At 74.2% G+C, this 18,264-nt stretch carries 15 protein-coding genes; 6 read left to right on the forward strand and 9 right to left on the reverse strand.

Annotated elements, in window-relative coordinates:
• The first annotated feature begins 197 nt into the window (after positions 1 to 197).
• The gene (locus BDZ31_RS16335) at positions 198 to 1,502 is read left to right on the forward strand and encodes a DNA glycosylase AlkZ-like family protein (protein ID WP_183343401.1); all 1,305 of its coding nucleotides are present in this window, start codon (positions 198 to 200) and stop codon (positions 1,500 to 1,502) included.
• 266 nt (positions 1,503 to 1,768) lie between these two features.
• On the opposite strand, the gene BDZ31_RS16340 is transcribed toward BDZ31_RS16335, so the two are convergent.
• Together BDZ31_RS16340 and serA are read right to left on the reverse strand one after the other, a co-directional pair.
• Positions 1,769 to 3,358: a 2-isopropylmalate synthase gene (locus tag BDZ31_RS16340; RefSeq protein ID WP_183343402.1), complete on the reverse strand. Its 1,590-nt coding sequence runs from the start codon at positions 3,356 to 3,358 to the stop codon at positions 1,769 to 1,771.
• A 201-nt stretch (positions 3,359 to 3,559) separates the two neighbouring features.
• Complete coding sequence (serA, locus tag BDZ31_RS16345) at positions 3,560 to 5,176, reverse strand: phosphoglycerate dehydrogenase (protein ID WP_183343403.1); 1,617 nt, start codon at positions 5,174 to 5,176, stop codon at positions 3,560 to 3,562.
• Between the two features lie 153 nt (positions 5,177 to 5,329).
• Here serA and BDZ31_RS16350 point away from each other — a divergent pair, with 153 nt between their 5' ends.
• Positions 5,330 to 6,016: an MBL fold metallo-hydrolase gene (locus BDZ31_RS16350; RefSeq protein WP_183343404.1), complete on the forward strand. Its 687-nt coding sequence runs from the start codon at positions 5,330 to 5,332 to the stop codon at positions 6,014 to 6,016.
• Between the two features lie 71 nt (positions 6,017 to 6,087).
• On the opposite strand, the gene ilvC is transcribed toward BDZ31_RS16350, so the two are convergent.
• A complete protein-coding gene (ilvC, locus tag BDZ31_RS16355; protein WP_183343405.1) occupies positions 6,088 to 7,080 on the reverse strand; it encodes a ketol-acid reductoisomerase in 993 nt (330 codons plus the stop codon).
• 115 nt (positions 7,081 to 7,195) lie between these two features.
• Here ilvC and BDZ31_RS16360 point away from each other — a divergent pair, with 115 nt between their 5' ends.
• Complete coding sequence (locus tag BDZ31_RS16360) at positions 7,196 to 8,104, forward strand: oxygenase MpaB family protein (RefSeq protein ID WP_183343406.1); 909 nt, start codon at positions 7,196 to 7,198, stop codon at positions 8,102 to 8,104.
• A gap of 10 nt (positions 8,105 to 8,114) precedes the next feature.
• Here BDZ31_RS16360 and BDZ31_RS16365 read toward each other — a convergent pair whose 3' ends face one another.
• Genes BDZ31_RS16365 through BDZ31_RS16380 form a run of 4 tightly spaced genes read right to left on the reverse strand, consistent with a single transcriptional unit; the run spans position 8,115 to position 11,860 of the window.
• Positions 8,115 to 8,984 (reverse strand): class I SAM-dependent methyltransferase, encoded by an 870-nt coding sequence (locus BDZ31_RS16365; protein WP_183343407.1) that lies wholly within the window; start codon positions 8,982 to 8,984, stop codon positions 8,115 to 8,117.
• 9 nt (positions 8,985 to 8,993) lie between these two features.
• Positions 8,994 to 10,313, reverse strand: a complete 1,320-nt coding sequence (locus BDZ31_RS16370) for an AMP-binding protein (RefSeq protein ID WP_183343408.1) — start codon at positions 10,311 to 10,313, stop codon at positions 8,994 to 8,996.
• 57 nt (positions 10,314 to 10,370) lie between these two features.
• Positions 10,371 to 11,267, reverse strand: a complete 897-nt coding sequence (locus BDZ31_RS16375) for a DUF2182 domain-containing protein (protein WP_183343409.1) — start codon at positions 11,265 to 11,267, stop codon at positions 10,371 to 10,373.
• The gene (locus tag BDZ31_RS16380) at positions 11,264 to 11,860 is read right to left on the reverse strand and encodes a DUF1326 domain-containing protein (protein ID WP_183343410.1); all 597 of its coding nucleotides are present in this window, start codon (positions 11,858 to 11,860) and stop codon (positions 11,264 to 11,266) included. Before BDZ31_RS16380 ends, BDZ31_RS16375 begins: the two co-directional genes overlap by 4 nt.
• Before the next feature lie 207 nt (positions 11,861 to 12,067).
• On the opposite strand from BDZ31_RS16380, the gene menB reads away from it, so the two are divergent.
• From menB to BDZ31_RS26060, 3 genes are read left to right on the forward strand one after another with little or no spacing between them, the layout of a single operon-like run.
• Entirely contained in the window at positions 12,068 to 12,889 is an 822-nt protein-coding gene (gene menB / locus BDZ31_RS16385; RefSeq protein ID WP_183343411.1) for a 1,4-dihydroxy-2-naphthoyl-CoA synthase, read from the forward strand.
• A 28-nt stretch (positions 12,890 to 12,917) separates the two neighbouring features.
• Positions 12,918 to 13,820: a 1,4-dihydroxy-2-naphthoate polyprenyltransferase gene (locus BDZ31_RS16390; RefSeq protein WP_183343412.1), complete on the forward strand. Its 903-nt coding sequence runs from the start codon at positions 12,918 to 12,920 to the stop codon at positions 13,818 to 13,820.
• Positions 13,821 to 13,836: 16 nt separating this feature from the next.
• Positions 13,837 to 14,868, forward strand: a complete 1,032-nt coding sequence (locus BDZ31_RS26060) for an enolase C-terminal domain-like protein (protein ID WP_183343413.1) — start codon at positions 13,837 to 13,839, stop codon at positions 14,866 to 14,868.
• Here BDZ31_RS26060 and BDZ31_RS16400 read toward each other — a convergent pair.
• On the reverse strand, positions 14,825 to 17,071 hold the full coding sequence (locus tag BDZ31_RS16400) for an MMPL family transporter (protein ID WP_183343414.1): 2,247 nt from the start codon (positions 17,069 to 17,071) through the stop codon (positions 14,825 to 14,827). The genes BDZ31_RS26060 and BDZ31_RS16400 overlap by 44 nt on opposite strands.
• Positions 17,072 to 17,089: 18 nt before the next feature.
• Positions 17,090 to 18,190, reverse strand: coding sequence for a ScyD/ScyE family protein (locus BDZ31_RS16405; protein ID WP_183343415.1), 1,101 nt, complete (start codon positions 18,188 to 18,190; stop codon positions 17,090 to 17,092).
• Positions 18,191 to 18,264 lie beyond the last annotated feature (74 nt).

An 18,264-nucleotide genomic window follows, 5' to 3' on the forward strand; every position in this document is an offset into this window, starting at 1 on the left:
AAGTCCGGTCGTCTGGGGTTCCATACGACCCCCAAACGACCGGAGTTCGGCGGGGATGCAGGGTGCGGAGGCTGGGGCGCGACGGGCGGCGGCGGGACGCGACGGGCGGCGGCGAGGCGCGACGGGCCGCGGCGGGACGGGCGTGGGTGTCGCGTTCCTCCAATCGCGGCCGGCGCGGCGGTCGTAGGCTGGGCGCCATGAGCTTCTCCTCGGGCCAGATCGTCGCGTTTCGCCTCGCCGCTCAAGGGCTCGTCGGGCCTGCGCGCGAGCCGCTCGACGCGCTCGCGGGCGGCTGGGCCTTCCAGGACTCGCCGCCGGGCGCAGCCGCGGCGGCGTTGAGCGCTCGCTGCGACGAGCTCAGCGTCGGTTGGCTCGACGCGGCGCTCCACGACGACAGGACCGTCGTCGCGCTCTACAACCCTCGGACGGCGACGGCGCTCGTGCCCGCCGGCGACGTCGCGACCTTCACCGCCGGGCTGATGCCCGCCGACGAGGCCTCCTGGCGGTTCCTGCTGGGGCGGGCGATCCCGCCGGCCGGCGAGGGGGTCGGCCCGGCGGCCGCGCTCGACGTCGCGCTCCCCGCGTTCGAGGCGGCGCTCGACGGCGGTCCGCTCAGCCGCGACGACCTCCATGCCGAGCTGCGCGAGCGGCTGCCCGACGAGCTGCTGCCGTGGTGCGACGGCTGCCAGAGCCACCACGCCCGCCGCGGGCTGCTCGTGGCGGCGAGCCTCCACGGCCGGCTGTGCATCGCCGGCCGGGCCGGGCGGCAGCCGCTCTTCGCCCGCACCGACCGGTGGCTCGGGCCGCAGGCCGCTCCGGAGGCGGTCAACCGCGACGAGGCGGCCGCCGAGGTCGTCCGCCGACACCTGCGCTGGTACGGCCCGACGACGCCCGCGCGGTTCGCGCAGTGGGCCGGGATCGCGCCGGCGCAGGCGCTGCGAGCGTGGGCGCTGGTCGCGGGCGAGCTGGAGGCGATCGAGCTGGAGGGCGGCGGGACCGCCTGGCTGCTCGCCGCCGACCGCGATGCGCTGGAGGCAGCGGGCGCGGGCGGAACGGGCGCGGGCAGCGCGGACGCAGGCGGCGCGGGCCCGCGCGGCGCGGGCCCGCGCGGCGCGGGCCCGCGCGGCGCGGGCGCGGGCGGCGTGGGCGCGGGCGGCGTGGGCGCGGGCGGCGCGCAGGCGGGCGCGGACGCCGGCGCCCCGCGGGTCCGCCTCCTCCCCGCCGGCGATCCGCTGCTGCTGGCGCGCGACCGCGAGCTGCTCGTCTCGGACGCCGGCACGCGCAGACGGATCTGGGCGGCGATCAACGGACCGGGCGTCGCGCTGGTCGACGGGCGCCCCGCGGCGCTGTGGCGCGCCCGCAAGCGCGGCAGACGGCTGGCGGTCGAGCTGACCGCGCTCGACGGCGCGCTGCCGGCCGCGACGGTCGCCGCCGCCGAGCGCGAGGCCCGGCGCCTCGCGCCCCATCGCGGATGCGCGACGGCCGAGATCGCCGCCGCGTGAGCGCGCGGCGACAAGCGGGCCGGCGGCCACCGGACGGGCGCGGCGGCCGGCGCGCGGCGACCGGGCGCGGCACGGCGGTCGGCGCGGGACGGCCGGCGCGGCACGGCGGCCGGCGCGCGGCGGCCGGCGCGCGGCGGCCGGCGCGGCACGGCGGACGGCGTGGGGCGGCCGGCGCGGCACGGCGGCTGACGCGGCACGGCGGCCGGCGCGGGGTGGCCGGCGCGGCGCCCGTCCGACGGGCGCCTGCCGGCCTGAGGCGAGGAGGGCTACGGCGTGGTGACGCGGGAGGCGGCCTCGGCGGTCGCCTCCTCGGCCTCGGCGGCGACGGAGCGCCGGCGGACCGCGTTGGAGAGCGCGCGCACGTAGGCGCGGCCGGCCGCCTCGATCACGTCGGTCGAGACGCCCTGGCCGGAGCCGGAGACGCCGTCGACCTCGAGCACGACCGACGTCTCGCCGAGCGCGTCCTGGCCGCTGGTGACCGCGTCGATGCGGAAGTCGCGCAGCTTCGCGTCGACCGACGTCGCCGCGTTGATCGCGTGGAAGACCGCGTCGATCGGGCCGTCGCCGGTGAACGAGCCGGTCGCCTCGGCGCCGTCGGGCAGTCTCACGCCGACGGTCGCGTGCGGCGGCCGTCTCGACGACGCCTCGACCTCGAACCACTCGAGCGAGTACGCGGGGATCTCCTCGCGCAGCTCGTCGGTCACGAGCGCCTCCAGGTCCATCGCGGTGACCTGCTTCTTCTTGTCCGCGATCTCCTTGAAGCGCTTGAAGGCGGTGTTCAGCGCCTGGCCGTCGACGACGATCCCGAGCTGCGCCAGCGCGTCTCTCAGCGCGTGGCGGCCGGAGTGCTTGCCGAGCACGAGCGAGTTGGAGTCGAGGCCGATCGACTGCGCGTCCATGATCTCGAAGGTCTCGCGGTGCTTCAGCACGCCGTCCTGGTGGATGCCGGACTCGTGCGCGAAGGCGTTGCGGCCGATGATCGCCTTGTTCGGCTGCACCGCGTAGCCGGTCAGGCGCGAGACGAGGCGGCTCGTGCGCGCGATCTCGGTCGTGACGGCGCGCGTGTCGAGGCCGACGTCGGCCTTGCGCGTGCGCAACAGCATCACGATCTCCTCCAGCGACGCGTTGCCGGCGCGCTCGCCGAGGCCGTTGACGGCGCACTCGACCTGGCGGGCGCCGGCCAGCACGCCCGCGAAGGAGTTGGCGACCGCGAGGCCGAGGTCGTCGTGGCAGTGGACCGACAGGACGACGTCTCTGAGGCTCGGCGTCAGCTCGTACAGCCGCTCCAGGAAGGCCGTGTACTCGTGCGGCATCGTGTAGCCGACGGTGTCCGGGATGTTGATCGTCGTCGCGCCCTCCTCGATCGCGATCCGCAGCACCTCGGCGGTGAACTCGACGTCGGAGCGGGTCGCGTCCATCGGCGAGAACTCGACGTCGTCGACGTACTGCTTGGCGTGCGCGACGCCGGCCCGCGTCAGCCCGAGCACGTCGGCGCGCGTCGCGCGCATCTGGTGCTCGATGTGGATGTCGGAGGTCGAGACGAAGGTGTGGATGCGCGGCCGCGGCGCGTCTCTCAGCGCGTTCCAGGCCGCGTCGATGTCACCCGGGTGGATGCGCGCGAGGCCGGCGATGACCGGGCCCTCGACCTGGCGGGCGATCGCCTGGACGGCCTCGAAGTCGCCCGGGGAGGCGATCGGGAAGCCGGCCTCGACGATGTCGACGCCGAGCCGGGCGAGCTGCTGCGCGATCTCCAGCTTCTCGCTGGTGTTGAGCGAGATCCCCGGCGACTGCTCGCCATCGCGCAGCGTCGTGTCGAAGATCAGTACTCGGTTGGGGTCCTGCTCTGCGGGAGTCATGTCGTGCTCTTCCTTGTCGGCTCGGTGCTTCGATCTCTTCTCGCTGGGTTTGCGGCTACGCGGCCGCCACGCACTATTCCCCCCGAGGGGGGAGGAGAAGAAGTCGAAGGGCGAGCTGGCGCGACATGAACGCAGAGCAGCTTACCAGCGTCGTCGAGCCGGTGCGGGCGCCGCCGATGGCGCGCCCGCACCGGGACGGCGTCAGAGCGTGACGGCGCGCCCGTCGAGGAAGCCGGCGCCGGCGACGATCTCCCCGACGACCTCCGCCGGGACCGGCGCGTCGGTCGTCACGACCATCACCGCGTTGCCGTCGCGGGCGGGACCGTCGTCGTCGCCGGGCGTGCGGCCGACCGCGGCGGAGACGATGTTGATCCCCTTCTCGCCGAAGATCGAGCCGACGCGGCCGATCATCCCCGGCACGTCCTCGTAGCGGAACAGCGCGAGGTCTCGCTCCAGCTGCAGGTCGAAGCGCTGGCCCCACACCTCGAGCAGGTGCGGGCGGTTGCGGCGGCCGACGTTCGTGCCGACGACCCGCTGGCGCGTGTCGCCGCTGACGACCGTGACGCGCACGAGGTCGGTGAAGTCCCGCGCCGTCGCGCGCTTGGTCTCGGTCACCTCGATCCCGCGCTCCTCGGCGATGCTCGGCGCGTTGACCTGGTTGACCTCCTCCTCGGTGTGCCCGGAGAGGACGCCCTGCAGGACCGCGATCGACAGCAGGCGCGTGTCGCGCTCGCCGATGCGGCCGAAGAACTCCAGCTCGAGCGCGTCGATCGAGCCGTCCGCGAGCGAGACGGCGAGCTTGCCGAGCTGCTGGCAGAGCGGCACGAACGGGCCGAGCACCTCCATGTCCTCGGCGGCGATCGCGGGGATGTTGACGGCGGTCGTGACCGTCCCGCCGGTCAGCGCGGCGATCACCTGCTCGGCCGTCTGGACGCCGGCGCGATCCTGGGCCTCCGCGGTGGAGGCGCCGAGGTGCGGCGTGACGACGACGTTCGGGTAGCCGTCGAACAGCGGGTAGTCGGTGATCGGCTCGCTCGGGAAGACGTCGAGCGCCGCGCCGGAGAGCTTGCCGGAGTCGAGCGCGGCCTTCAGCGCCGCGTCGTCGACCAGCTCGCCGCGCGCGCAGTTGATCAGCCGCGCGCCCTCCTTCACGTGCGCGAAGAAGTCGGCGTCGAGCGAGCCGCGCGTCTCCGGCGTGACCGGCAGGTGGACGGTGATGAAGTCGGCGTCGCCGACGGCGTCGGCGATCGTCTCGGCCTTCTCGACGCCGAGGTCGCGGTAGCGGTCGGAGGCGACGAACGGGTCGTAGGCGACGACCTTCATGCCGAAGCCCTTCGCGCGCTCGGCGACGAGCTGGCCGATGCGGCCGAAGCCGATCACGCCGAGCGTCTTCTCGTAGACCTCGACGCCGCCGAACTTCGAGCGCTCCCACTTGCCGCCCTTGAGCGAGGCGTCGGCCTGCGGGACGTTGCGCGCCAGCGACAGCAGCAGCGCGAGCGTGTGCTCGGCGGCCGTGACGACGTTCGACTGCGGGGCGTTGGCGACGATGATGCCGCGTCTGGTCGCGGCCGGGACGTCGACGTTGTTGACGCCGACGCCGGCGCGGCCGATCACGCGGAGGTTGCTGCCGAGGGCGATGTACTCCTCGGTCATCTTCGTCGCCGAGCGGATCAGGATGCCGTGGTAGTCGCCGATTCTCGCGCGGAACTCGTCGTCGCTCCAGCTGTCGCCGAGGTCGACGTCGAAGTGCTCGCGCAGCAGCTGGACGCCGCTGTCGGCGAGCTTCTCCTTCACCAGGATCTTCAGTCTCTCGCTCATGCCGCGACCTCCTCAGGGGTCGCGCTCGGGGCCTGCGGGAGGGGCTCAGCGGTCATGTGAATCGGCTCGTTCCAAGGGTTGATCGTCGTCATCGGCGGCGCGGGAAGACTAGCGTCTCGCCTGAGACCGTTCTCCCGCGGAGGCACAACCGGCATGAACACCAGCACCCACGGCGCCCACCTCGTCAAGCTGACCCGGCTCGGGGCGGTGAACGTCTTCCTCGTGCGCGAGGAGGACGGCTTCACGCTCGTCGACACCGGCGTCAAGGGCAGCGGGAGGGCGATCGTCGAGGGCGCGCGGGCGGCCGGCGGCGAGATCGCGCGGATCGTGCTGACGCACGGGCACAGCGACCACGCCGGCTCGCTCGACGAGCTGCACGCGCTGCTCCCCGACGTGCCGGTGCTGGTCGGCGCGCGCGAGGCGAGGCTGATGGACGGCGACCGCGCGATGGAGGCCGGCGAGCCGCCGCTCGGCGGCGGCAGGATCGTCCGCACGACCACGCGCCCGACGACGCTGCTCTCCCCCGGCGACCGCGTCGGCTCGCTCGAGGTCCATCGGGCGCCGGGTCACACGCCCGGCCAGATCGCGCTGCTGGACCCGCGCGAGCGGACGCTGATCGCCGGCGACGCGTGGGTCACGCTCGGCGGCATGCAGGCGACCGGCAAGGCGAAGTGGCCGTTCCCGTTCCCGACGATGGCGAGCTGGCACCGGCCGACGGCGCTGGCGACGGCGCGCGAGCTGCGCGGGCTCGATCCCGCGCGGCTGGCGGTCGGCCACGGCCCGGTCGTCGAGTCGCCGGGCGCCGCGATGGACCGCGCGCTGGCGGCGGCCGGAGCCTAGAACGACGACGGGCGCCCCGCGGGGCGCCCGTGAAACCGCAGGCGCGCCGAGGCGTCGCCTGGCGCGATCGGCTACTCGTGGAAGGCCGAGTCGATCCAGTCCATGCTGGCGCGCAGCTCCTTGCCGGTCGTCTCGACGGCGTGGCCGGCCTGCTCCTTGCGGAGACGGTTGAAGTTCTCCTGGCCGGCGCGGTTCTCGGCGATCCACTCGCGCGCGAACTCGCCCGACTGGATCTCCGCCAGGATCTGCTTCATTGCCGCGCGCGTCTCGTCGGTGACGATCCGCGGGCCGCGCGTGATGTCGCCGTACTCGGCGGTGTTCGAGATCGAATACCGCATGCCCGCGATGCCCTTCTCGTACATCAGGTCGACGATCAGCTTCAGCTCGTGCAGGACCTCGAAGTAGGCCATGCGCGGGTCGTAGCCGGCCTCGACGAGCGTGTCGAAGCCCGCGCGCACCAGCTCGGAGGTGCCGCCGCAGAGGACGGCCTGCTCGCCGAAGAGGTCGGTCTCGGTCTCGTCCTTGAACGAGGTCTCGATCACGCCGCCGCGGGTGCAGCCGATGCCCTTCGCGTACGCGAGCGCGAGCTCCTTCGCCTTGCCGGTCGCGTTCTGGTGGATCGCGATCAGGCCCGGGACGCCGGAGCCCTCGAGGTACTGGCGGCGGACGAGGTGGCCGGGACCCTTCGGGGCGACGAGCGCGACGTCGACGTCCTCCGGCGGCTCGATCTCGCCGTAGTGGATCGAGAAGCCGTGGCCGAACAGCAGCAGGTTGCCGCTGGCGACGCCGTCCTTGAGCTCGGCGTAGACGTCGTGATGCAGCTCGTCGGGGACGAGGATCATGATGATGTCGCCCTTGCTGGCGGCATCGACCGGGTCCAGCACCTCGAGGCCGTGCTCCTTGGCCTTGGCGATGCTCGACGAGCCGGGACGAAGGCCTACGACGACCTGGACGCCCGAGTCCTTCAGGTTGAGGGCGTGGGCATGGCCCTGGGAGCCGTAGCCGATGATCGCGACGGTCTTGCCGTCGAGCTGGCTGAGATCAGCGTCGTCGTCGTAGTACATGACGCGGCAGGGTAGCGGAAGCGCCCGTGGCGCCGGCTTCTGGAACGCCGGCGTTGACAGGCCGGACCGGCACGCGCCAGACTGACGACGTGCGTAGTCAGATCGGAGGGGGCCGATGACCGACGACGGGTACTTCCCGCGCGGACGATCGCTGCTGCGAGCGGTCCACGAGGAGCGCCTCGTCGGGCTCCACTACGGCCAGCGGGCGCTCGCGATCGGCGCGCTCGACCCGCGCAACTTCGTCGGCACGATCCAGTCCTCCAGCGGCCGGCTGGCGCCGTTCAGACGGCTGTCGCGCACCGCGGCCGCGTTCGAGACGGTCTTCTTCGGCACGCGCGCGGAGGCCGACCGCCTGCTGGAGCGCGTCGACCGCATGCACCAGCGCGTCGACGGCGAGCTGCCGGTCGACTCCGGCCCCTTCCCCGCCGGCACCCACTACTCGGCGTTCGACCCCGAGCTGATGCTGTGGACGGTCGCGGTGATCGCCGACTCGGGCCAGCGCTTCTACGAGCTGTTCGTGCGCGAGCTCACCGACGACGAGCGCGAGGCGCTGTGGCAGGACTACCGCCGCTTCGGCGCCCTCTTCGGGATGCCGCTCGGGAGCGCGCCGGCGACCTACGGCGACTTCCGCGCCTGGTGGGAGCGGCGGCTCGCCTCCGACCGCATGCACCTGACGCCGGAGGCGCGCTACACCGGGCGCGCCATCGCCTTCGAGATCCCGATGCCGAACATGCACGGCGCCGCGAAGCGCCTCCACGACCTCGTGATGCTCGGCTCGCTGCCGCCGCGCGTGCGCGAGCTGTACGGGCTCCCGTGGGCGCCGTCCCAGGCGCGGCGCTGGCGGGCCGTCGTCGCCGCGATGCGCGCCGGCCGCCGCCTCGCGCCCACGCGGGTCGCGCGCGGCAGCTGCCGGCGCAACTACGAGCTGGTCGCGGCGATCGAGCGCAAGCGCCTCCGGAACGGCCGCCCGACGCCCCAGGTCCCCGCCGCCGGCGAGCTGTCGGCGGGGGTCGCGGCCGAGTAGCGGGCGGGCGCTACGCGTCGGCTGCGGCGACGAGGGCGACGCCGGGCAGCAGATAGCTGCCGTCGGGCTTCGCGTACGGGGCGGCCTGCTCGGCGATCCGGGCTCTCAGGTCGTCGAGCTGGCGCTGGTCGAGCGTCGCGACGAGATCGGCGAACTGGCGCGAGCGCGCGACCGTCTGGTGGAAGAGATCGTCGGGGTCGTTGGCGGGGAAGCGCAGCTCGACCTCGTCGCAGCGCACGTCGGCGAAGCCGGCGTCCTCCAGCAGCTCGGTGACGACCGCCGGCGTGGCGAGGTCGAACGGGCTCGGCGACGGCAGCTCGAGCTGGTCGACGAGGCCGGCGTCGTAGAGCGCTGCGCGCGTCGTCATCGCCCACGGGTTGCGGCCGCTCTCGGTCCAGGTCGCGAGCGCGACGCGGCCGCCGGGCCGCAGGACGCGGCGGGTCTCGCGCAGGGCGGCCTCGCGGTCGAGCGCGAACATGTAGCCCCAGCGGCAGATGACCGCGTCGAACTCGGCCGTCCCGGCGTCGATCCACTCGAGGTCGATCGGCTTGAACTCGACGTTGCGCAGGCCCAGCTGCTCGGCGCGCGCTCTCGCGTGCGCGAGCATCGCCTCGGCGCCGTCGCTGGAGACGAGCGTCCCGCCCGGCTGCAGCAGCTCGGCGGCGAGGAAGCCGGTCTCGCCGATCCCCGCCGCCAGCTCCAGCACGCGCTGGCCGGGCTGCGGGTCGATCGCGTCGACGAGCCACTGCGAGACCGGCATCGTCGCGCGGTTGAAGCGGTCGGCGGTCTCCTGCCAGCCGTCGGCGGAGCGCTCCCAGCGGTCGCGCTGCGCGGCGCGCAGCTCGTCGGGGTCGGGGGCGTCCTGCTCGGGGCCGGTCATCGGCCGAGGCTATCTCAGCTGCCGGCGCAGCAGCTTGCCCGAGGCGGTGCGCGGCAGCTCGGCGGCGAAGTCGATCCGCTTGGGCACCTTGAAGCGGGCCAGCCGCGCGGCGACGTGCTCGCGCAGCTCGGCCGCGAGCGGCTCGCCCGCGGCATGGCCGTCGCGCACGACGACCGTCGCGACGACCGCCTCCCCCCACTCCGGATCGGGCCGGGCGTGGACGCCGGCGTCGGCGACGGCGCGGTGCTCCAGCAGCGCCGCCTCGACCTCCTGCGGCGCGACGTTCTCGCCGCCGGAGACGATCGTGTCGGCCTTGCGGCCGGTGACCGTCAGGCGGCCGCGCGCGTCGAGGCGGCCGAGGTCGCCGGTGTGCAGCCAGCCGTCGGCCGCCGGCGCGCCGGGCGCGACCGTCTCGCCGGCGACGAGGATCTCGCCGTCGTCGGCGAGCGCGACGCGCTGGCCGACGAGCGCCCGGCCGGCGGTCTCCGGCTCGCCGGGAAGCGAGGTGGTGACCTGCGAGCAGGCCTCGGTCATGCCGTAGGTCTGGGCGGCGGGGATGCCGGCGTCGGCGGCGCGGGCGGCGAGCGTCGGCGGCAGCGGGCCGCCGCCGATCAGGGCGCAGCGGAGGCGCGGCGGGCGGTCGAGCCCCGCGTCGAGCGTCCGCCGCAGCGTCGTCGCGACGAGCGAGACGAGCGTGATGCCGTCCGCGGCCAGCGCGCGGGCGGCGCGGTCGGCGTCGAAGCGTTCGTGCAGGACGACGGTCGTGCCGTAGATCGCGCTGCGGATCAGGATCGAGAGCCCGCCGACGTGGCTGAGCGGCAGCGTGCAGAGCCAGCGCTCGTCGCGGTCGAGCCCGAGCGCGAGCGCCGAGCCGAGCGCGTTCCACTGCCAGTTGGAGACGGTCAGCGCGACCGGCTTCGGCGCGGCGGTCGTGCCGGAGGTGTGCAGCAGCGTGGCGACCGCGTCCGGGTCGAGGCGCGCCGCGAGCGGGCGCTCGGCGCGGCCGGCGTCGAGCGGCTCGGCGACCGTCGCCGCGGCGCCGGCGGCCCGCTGCGCCCGCTCGGCGTCGGAGAGCCGCGCGTCGAGCGGCACGAAGGTCGCGCCGAGGCCGAGCACGGCGTGGAGCGTCGCGACGAACGGAACGTCCGGCGGGAGGCTCACCGCCACCCGATCGCCCGGACCGACCCCGCTCGCGGCGAGCGCCGCGGCCGCGCGCCGGGCGGCGGCGTGCAGCTCGGCGTAGGTCGTCACGTCGCGGTCGCCGGTCACGAGCGCCGGATGGTCGGGGCGCAGCGCGGCGGCGCGCGGGAGCCAGGCGTCGAGGTCCATCGCGCCGGAAGGCTACGCCCCGGCGACCGACGGCGGCGAGGCGGCCGCCGCCGGCGGTCACGGCATCGTGCCGCCGCGCTCGTCCATCGGCGTCCCGCCGCCCGGCGCCTCCATCGGCGCCGCGTCGCCCGGCGCCTCCATCGGCGCCCCGCCGCCCGGCTCGCCCATCGGCATCGGCGATCCGGGCTCGGTCACCTCGGGCGCGCTTCCGGGCGCGAGGGCGATCCACAGCCCGAGCGCGACGAGCGCGAGCGCGAACCAGCGCGTCGAGCGCTCGCCGAACGGCAGCGCCTTCTCGACGAAGATCACCGCCGCGACGACGACCATCCAGAAGAGGCTCATGATCCCGAGCGCCACCAGCGCCGCCATCAGCGCCCAACAGCAGCCGACGCACCAGGCGCCGTGCTCGACGCCCATCCGCACCGCGCCGACGCGCCCCTCGCGCCAGCGGCCCAGCAGGAAATGCAGCGGCGTGCGGCAGTGGCGCAGGCAGCGCAGCTTCAGCGGCGTCAGCTCGTACAGCCCGGCGACCGCGACCGCCGCGCCGGTCACCAGCGGCCCCTGACGGTCCCAGGCGAGGAAGCCCGGATCGGCCGCGCGCACGAGCGCGTCGAGCGCGAAGGCGGCGACGCCGAAGGCGGCCCACACGAGCCCGTAGCCGGCGAGGAACCAGGCGAGCGCTCCTCCCTCCGGGCGCGCCCGCGCGACGCGGTCGAAGGCCGACGCCATCGGCACGACGGCTGGCAGCATCATCGCCGCCATCATCGTCACCCAGACGCCGACGAACCAGCCGAGCCCGCCGAGCGCCGTGCCGGGGCCCTCGTCCATCCCCTCCATCCGCACGGCGGTGACGATCCAGCCGGCGAGCGCCAGCGCGACGAGCGCGGAGGCGATCGCCTGCCGGCGGCGCGGCCGCGCGCCGAGCGCGAGCGGCCGCGGACCCGAGGCGCTCATGCCGCCCAGGAGAACGGCGCCGAGGCGCCGGCCTTCCCGGCGAACTCGATCCCGCGCGCGGAGACGCGCGATCTGCGCGCCTGCGACAGCGTCAGCGTCGTGTTCGACGGGTGCTCGACGTTGACCAGCCGCGTCGGCTCGTCGAGGTGCTCGCCCTGCAGGTCCTCGATCTCGACCTCGATCGCGTCGCCGACCTTCAGACGGTGCAGGCGCGCGTCGTCGACGTACTCGATCGGCGCCTGCTCGACGCCGAGCAGCTCGCCGATCAGCGGCGCCAGCTCCGCCATCGGCCCGCCGACCTGTCCGCCGAAGACCGCGGCGAGCTTCGCCGCCTGCTCCTCGCTCGCCCGCTCGTCGACGTAGAGCGCGACGCGCCAGCCGCCGTCGGTCATCTGCTTCGGCGTGTCGCCGACCAGCACGAGCGTCAGGTCGTCGACGGCGACGCCCTCGACCTCGCCGGAGTCGACGTGGAAGGCGAGCATCGCGTTGCAGCGGTCGTAGGTCGCCGGGAGCTGCAGCGAGGAGACCGTGCAGGGGCAGGCGACCTCGCAGTTGCAGTTCTCGAAGTAGGTGCCGGTGAGCTGCCAAGCCATTCGCGACCACCTCCTGGCGCGGAAGACGCTGCGCCGACGGGCGCGCCGGCGCCGCCACCGACGCTACTCCCCGCCCCACCCCGTCGCAATGGATTCCGGCGGCTTGTGGCGCGCCGCTGCGGCGGGCGCCGCTCATGGGGCATCGCGGCGGCGCGAACCACTACTGTCCTGGCGGCCCCCGACCGTGTAGGAGCGCCCGACGTGCCCGTGAACTGGACTTCCGCAGGAGAGTACGAGGACATCCGCTACGAGTTGTCCGGCGACGGGATCGCGAAGATCACGATCGACCGGCCCGAGGTCCGCAACGCCTTCCGGCCGGAGACCGTGATCGAGCTGATGGACGCCTTCGAGCGGGCGCGCGAGGACACCTCGGTCGGCGCGATCATCCTCGCCGGCGAGGGCGACAAGGCGTTCTGCTCCGGCGGCGACCAGCGCGTCCGCGGCGAGTCCGGCTACAGAGTCGGCGGCAACGCGGCGGTCGGCCGCTTCCACGTCACCGACCTGCATGTCCAGATCCGCCGCCTGCCGAAGCCGGTCGTCGCGATGGTGAGAGGGTTCGCGGTCGGCGGCGGCCACGTCCTGCACGTCATCTGCGACCTGACGATCGCGGCCGACAACGCCCGCTTCGGCCAGACCGGCCCCAGGGTCGGCTCGTGGGACGGCGGCTTCGGCGCCTCGGTCCTGCGCGACCTCGTCGGCACGAAGAAGGCGAAGGAGATCTGGCTGCTGTGCCGCCAGTACGACGCGCAGGAGGCGCTGGAGATGGGCCTCGTCAACGCCGTCGCGCCGCTCGCCGAGGTCGAGGAGGTGACCGTCCAGTGGTGCCGCGAGATGCTCGCCCTCTCCCCCTTCGCGCTGCGGCTGGTGAAGTCGAGCTTCAACGCGCAGGAGGACGGCTACGCCGGCATCCAGCAGCTCGCCCACGACACCAACCTGCTGCTGTACGGCAGCGAGGAGGCGAGAGAGGGTCGCACCGCCTTCCTGGAGAAGCGCAAGCCGGACTTCTCGAAGTTCCCGCGGCGCCCGTAGCGGCCGCAGGCCGTAGGCTGCAACGGAGATGAGCGCCGACACCGCCTCGCCCAACGTCGTCCGCATCTGGCTGATGGCCGCCCGGCTGCGCACGCTGCCGGTCGGCCTCGCGCCGGTGCTGGTCGGCACCGCGCTCGCCGGCGTCGAGGACTCCTTCCACCCGTTGCGGTTCGTCGCGGCGGTGCTCGGCGCGCTGTTCATCCAGGTCGGCGCCAACCTCAGCAACGACTACTCCGACGCCCGCCGCGGCGCCGACACCGAGGACCGCCTCGGCCCCGTCCGCGTCACCGCCGGCGGCCTCGTGCCGCCGCGCCAGGTGCTGATCGCGACCTACGTGACCTTCGGGCTGGCCGTCCTCTGCGGCGCCTACCTGATCGCCGTCGCAGGCTGGGAGCTGCTGCTCGTCGGCGTCGCCTCGATCATCGCCGGCGTGCTCTACACCGGCGGCCCGCGGCCGTACGGCTACGACGGCCTGGGCGAGGTCTTCGTCTTCCTCTTCTTCGGGATCGTCGCGGTCGCCGGCTCGTACTTCGTGCAGACCGAGACGCTCGAGTGGGAGGCGTTCGCGCTCGCCGTCCCGGTCGGCCTGCTCGCCTCCGCGGTCCTGGTCGTCAACAACTACCGCGACATGGACACCGACCGCAGGGCCGGCAAGAGGACGCTCGCGGTGCGGCTCGGCCGCGAGAAGACGCGCGTCCTCTACGCGGCGATGGTCTACGGCTCCTACCTGCTCACCCCGGTCACCTGGCTCTTCGGGCAGCTGTCGCCGTGGGTCCTGCTGCCGCTGCTGACGGTGCCGCTGGCGGCTCCCGTGGTGCGGATCGTCCGCAACCGCACCGACGGCCCGACGCTCAACGAGGCGCTCGCGAAGACCGGCATGCTCGAGCTGCTCTTCTGCGTCCTGCTGTCGGCCGGCGTCCTGCTCAGCTAGCGACCGGGGCCGATCGGTGCAGCTCGCGATCGCGCCCCGCCGCCTGCGCCTGCGCGAGCCGCTGCGGACCACCCACGGCGATGTCGCCGACCGGCAGCTGCTCGACGTCGTCGTGATCGGCGCCGACGGCCACGCCGGCGCCGGCGAGGCGGCGCCGCTGCCCTCCTACGACGGCGTGACGCTCGACGACGTGCGGGCGGCGCTGGAGGACTGCCGCCCGGTCCTGCGCGACGCCGACGGCCTTCCGCCGCTGCAAGCGATCGCGCTCTGCCGCGAGGCGGCCGTCCTGCCCCAGGCGGTCGCGGCGATCGACCTCGCGCTGTGGGACCGCGAGGGGCGGCGGACCGGCCTGCCGGTCGCGGAGCTGCTCGGCGTGCGGCGCGGCGCGGCCGTCGCCGTCAACGCGCTGATCGGCGCGGCCGACCGCGCCGGTGCGGCCGCCGAGGCGAGCGCGGCGGTCGGCGCCGGCTTCCGCTGCCTGAAGCTGAAGGTCGGGATCGGCGACGACGCCGGCCGGCTCGCCGCGGTGCGGGCCGCCGTCGGGCCGGAGGTGGCGCTGCGGATCGACGCCAACGGCGCCTGGGCGACGCCGGAGGAGGCGCTCGCCAACCTGCGGGCGCTGGAGCCGAGCGCGATCGAGCTGTGTGAGGAGCCGGTCCACGGCGTCGAGGCGCTGCGCGCGGTGCAGGAGGGCGCCGGCGAGCTGGCGATCGCGATCGACGAGTCGGCCGCGGCGCCGGGCGCCGTCGACTCCGGCGCGACCCGCGCGGTCTGCCTCAAGCTCAGCCGCTGCGGCGGGATCGCCGGGCTGCTGGAGCAGGCCGAGCGCGCCCGCGCCGCCGGCAGCGAGGTCTACCTCGCCTCCACCTTCGATGGGCCGCTCGGGATCGCCGGCGCGCTCCACGCCGCGGCCGCGATCGCGCCCGAGCGCCCGAGCGGGCTCGCGACGCTCGACGCCTTCGCCGACCTCGACCCCGACCCGGCGCTCTCCGTCGCCGCCGGCCTCATGCGGGTCCCGACGGGGCCGGGGCTGGGGGTCCGGGCGTAGGCGGAGCTGGCTTGTCGCGGTCGGAGCCGTCGCGCTCGTCGAAGTAGCCGCGGCCCTCGATGCTGATGCGCGGCAGGATCCGGTCGAGCCAGCCGGGCAGCCACCACGCCGCTCTGCCCAGCAGCGCCATCACCGCCGGCACGAGCAGGCAGCGCACGAGCGTCGCGTCGACGATCACCGCGACCGACAGCCCGACCCCGAACTGCTTCACGACCGGGTCGCCGTTGAGGATGAAGCTGGCGAAGACCGAGACCATGATCAGCGCCGCGGCGGTGATCACACGCGCGCTCTCGGCCAGCCCGACGACGATCGCCCCGCGCGCGTCGCCGCTCTCGCGGTAGTGCTCCTGCACGTGGCTCATCAGGAAGACCTCGTAGTCCATCGACAGCCCGAACAGGCCGGCGAACATCAGCAGCGGCAGGTAGCTGACGATCGGGACGGCGCCGTCGAGGCCGACGAGGCCGGCGAACCAGCCGTACTGGAAGACCATCACCACGACGCCGTAGGCGGCGCCGATCGACAGCAGGTTCATCACCGCCGCCTTCGCCGGCACCAGCAGCGAGCGGAAGGCGATCGTCAGCAGCACGAAGCTGAGCGCGATGATCACGAGGATCGTCTCGACGAGCGTGTCGGAGATCTCCTCGCCGAGGTCGATGAAGCCGGCGGTCGAGCCGCCGACCGAGGCATCGAGCCCGCTGCCGCGCTGGGCCTGCGGGATCGTCGTGTCGCGCAGCGTGTCGACGAGCGTCTCGGTCGCGTCGTCGGAGGGCGCCGTTCTCGGGATCGCGTTGAAGGTCAGGACCGTGCCCTGCTGGTCGACCGAGACCGGCGTGACCGTCGCCACGCCCGCCTCTCTGGCGACCGCCTGCTGCAGTCTGGTCACCGCGTCGTCGTCGGCCTGGACCGGTCTCGCCGCCGAGGCGGCGATCACGATCGGCCCGTTGGCGCCGACCCCGAAGCCGCGCGTGAGCGCGTCGTAGGCCTGGCGCGCGGTCTCGTCGGTCGGCAGCGCGCCGACGTCGTTCTGCCCGAAGGTGAGCGAGAAGGCGGGGATCGACAGCGGGATCAGGACCGCCAGCGCGAGCACGACGGCGACCAGTCGGTTGCGCATGATCCAGCGGGCGAAGCGGGCCCAGCCGCCGTGCTCGACGTCGATCGGGCGATCCGGTCTGCGCCCCGGCAGCGGCAGGTGGTTGATGCGGTTCCCGACGAGCGCGAGGATCGCCGGCAGCAGCGTCAGCGCGCAGAGGATCGCGACGGCGACCATCAGCCCGGTCGTGAAGCCGAGCGCGGTCACGAGCGGGATGCCGGCGACCGCCAGCGAGCAGACGGCGACGACGACGGTCGAGCCGGCGAACAGCACCGCGCCGCCGGAGGTCGCGACGGCGCGCGCGACCGACTCGCGGGCGTCCATTCCCCGCGCCAGCGTCGCGCGATGGGCGGTGACGATGAACAGCGCGTAGTCGATCCCGACGCCGAGGCCGAGCATGATCGCGAGCGTCGGCGCCGAGGTCGGCACCTCCGTCAGGTGGCTGAGCAGCGTGATCCCCGCGATCCCTGCGATGACGCCGACGAGCGCGGAGGCGATCGGCAGCCCCATCGCGACGAGCGAGCCGAAGGTGAAGGCGAGGATCACCAGTGCGCAGGCGAGCCCGATCACCTCGGAGGACTCCGACTCGCTCTTGGACAGCTTCGAGCCGAGCGGCCCGCCGGCCGACACCTCCAGCCCGCTCGCCTTCGCCGGGTCGGCCTTGTCGAGGATCTCCTGTCCGTCGTCGATCGTGACGTCGCCGAGGCTGCGGTTCGGGAAGACCGAGATGTAGGCGACGGTGCCGTCTCTGGAGACCTGGCCGGCGCCCGCGCTGTCGAGCGGGCTGACGACCTTGGCGACGAACTGGTCGCGCTTCAGCGCGTCGACCGAGTCCTCGATCGGCTGCTGGTATCTGCCGTCGGTGACCTTCGCGCCGGGCGGCGCCTCCAGCACGATCGGGCTCGGGCCGTTGGCCTGGTCGGGGAACCCTCTCGCGAGCAGGTCGGTGACGCGCTGGCTGCCGGTGCCCGGCAGCGAGATGTTGTCGCTCGCCTGCGAGCCGAGCGAGCCGGCCGCCACGACGAGCGCGACGGCCAGCGCCAGCCAGGCGAGCAGGACGACGAGGCGATGCCTGACGCAGAACCGGCCGAGGCGGTAGAGCGCCGCGGTCATCTTCGCGCCGTCGCTCTCCTACAGCCCCGTGATCCGGACGACCTCTCCGCCCATCCCTCTGAACGGGCTTCTTCTCGGCGTTCTCCCCGGCAGCACCGAGAAGTTCGACACGTAGAGGTCGCCGTTGGGCGCGACCGCGGCGCCCTGCGGGAAGATCAGCCCTCGCGTGAAGCGGGTCCGTCTGCCGTCGGGCGCGATCCGCGTGACGCGGCCGGGCGCGGACTGCGATCTGAAGTTGGTCGTCAGCTCGGTCACGTACATCGAGCCGTCGGGACCGAAATCCAGACCGGTGATCGCGGTGAAGCCGGTCGCGACGACGGTCGGTCTCGTGCCGGCCGGTCCGAGCCGCAGCACCCGCGCTCTGCCGGTGCCGGCGCCCTCGGCCAGCTCGCCGACGTAGATCGAGCCGTCCGGCCCCTGCGCGAGCGAGCTGGGCACGCGCTGCGATCTGCCCGGGCCTCTGATGACGGCCAGCAGCGAGACCGCTCTGCCGCTCACCTCGAGGATCGCGTTCGCGCCGGCGTCGGCGACCACCTCGCGACCTTCGAGCGCGAGCACGGCGTACGGGTTGGAGTTGCGATCGCCTCTGACGCCGTCTGAGTTGTGCCTCCACTCGAACGTGTCGATCGAGGCGAGCGTGGTCAGCGGCCGCGGCAGCACGCGCAGCAGGTCGCCGGCCTGCGCCCGCACGCGCCTCGGCGTCGCGCGGACGTCTCTCGGCGGGCCGGAGGTGATGACGGTCACGACGCGCCCGTCGGGGCCGACGCCGACGCCGTCGGGGCCGGTCGCGAAGGTGCCGTCGGGGCCGGCGATCGACAGCAGGTCGCCCTGCACGGTCCGCTTGGCGCCTCTCGGCGAGAGCGCGACGATCCGGCCGCTGAAGCCGAAGCAGATGCGCTCGTCCCGACGTCCCTGACAGGCTCTGCCGCCTCTGCCGGCGGCGGCGACGTAGAGTGTGCCGTCGTCGGCGAGCGCGACGTGGCGCGGGTTGTCGAGCCCTCTGGCGAGCACGGACATGCTCGGCGCGGCGGCCGCGGCGCCGGGGACGGCGAGCACCGCCGCGGCGGCGAGGATGAGACCGGATCTGCTGCGACCCGGCCGAAAGCCGGTGGTGGTCATTGGCGCACGCTACGCCCTGGCGTCCGCCCGGTTGACGGAATTCGGGATGAACGGACGAAGCTGGCGGCGCGCGG

The sequence above is a fragment of the Conexibacter arvalis genome (assembly GCF_014199525.1).
Taxonomy (GTDB): domain Bacteria; phylum Actinomycetota; class Thermoleophilia; order Solirubrobacterales; family Solirubrobacteraceae; genus Conexibacter; species Conexibacter arvalis.

Excerpts from the sequence above, each read along its gene's own strand:
- serA (WP_183343403.1), bottom strand. The coding sequence starts at position 5,176 with ATGAGCGAGAGACTGAAGATCCTGGTGAAGGAGAAGCTCGCCGACAGC.
- BDZ31_RS16400 (WP_183343414.1), bottom strand. The coding sequence starts at position 17,071 with ATGACCGCGGCGCTCTACCGCCTCGGCCGGTTCTGCGTCAGGCATCGC.
- BDZ31_RS16365 (WP_183343407.1), bottom strand. The coding sequence starts at position 8,984 with ATGACCGGCCCCGAGCAGGACGCCCCCGACCCCGACGAGCTGCGCGCC.
- BDZ31_RS16350 (WP_183343404.1), top strand. The coding sequence starts at position 5,330 with ATGAACACCAGCACCCACGGCGCCCACCTCGTCAAGCTGACCCGGCTC.
- BDZ31_RS16405 (WP_183343415.1), bottom strand. The coding sequence starts at position 18,190 with ATGACCACCACCGGCTTTCGGCCGGGTCGCAGCAGATCCGGTCTCATC.
- BDZ31_RS16390 (WP_183343412.1), top strand. The coding sequence starts at position 12,918 with ATGAGCGCCGACACCGCCTCGCCCAACGTCGTCCGCATCTGGCTGATG.
- BDZ31_RS16335 (WP_183343401.1), top strand. The coding sequence starts at position 198 with ATGAGCTTCTCCTCGGGCCAGATCGTCGCGTTTCGCCTCGCCGCTCAA.
- BDZ31_RS16380 (WP_183343410.1), bottom strand. The coding sequence starts at position 11,860 with ATGGCTTGGCAGCTCACCGGCACCTACTTCGAGAACTGCAACTGCGAG.
- BDZ31_RS16340 (WP_183343402.1), bottom strand. The coding sequence starts at position 3,358 with ATGACTCCCGCAGAGCAGGACCCCAACCGAGTACTGATCTTCGACACG.
- ilvC (WP_183343405.1), bottom strand. The coding sequence starts at position 7,080 with ATGTACTACGACGACGACGCTGATCTCAGCCAGCTCGACGGCAAGACC.
- BDZ31_RS16370 (WP_183343408.1), bottom strand. The coding sequence starts at position 10,313 with ATGGACCTCGACGCCTGGCTCCCGCGCGCCGCCGCGCTGCGCCCCGAC.
- BDZ31_RS16360 (WP_183343406.1), top strand. The coding sequence starts at position 7,196 with ATGACCGACGACGGGTACTTCCCGCGCGGACGATCGCTGCTGCGAGCG.
- BDZ31_RS16375 (WP_183343409.1), bottom strand. The coding sequence starts at position 11,267 with ATGAGCGCCTCGGGTCCGCGGCCGCTCGCGCTCGGCGCGCGGCCGCGC.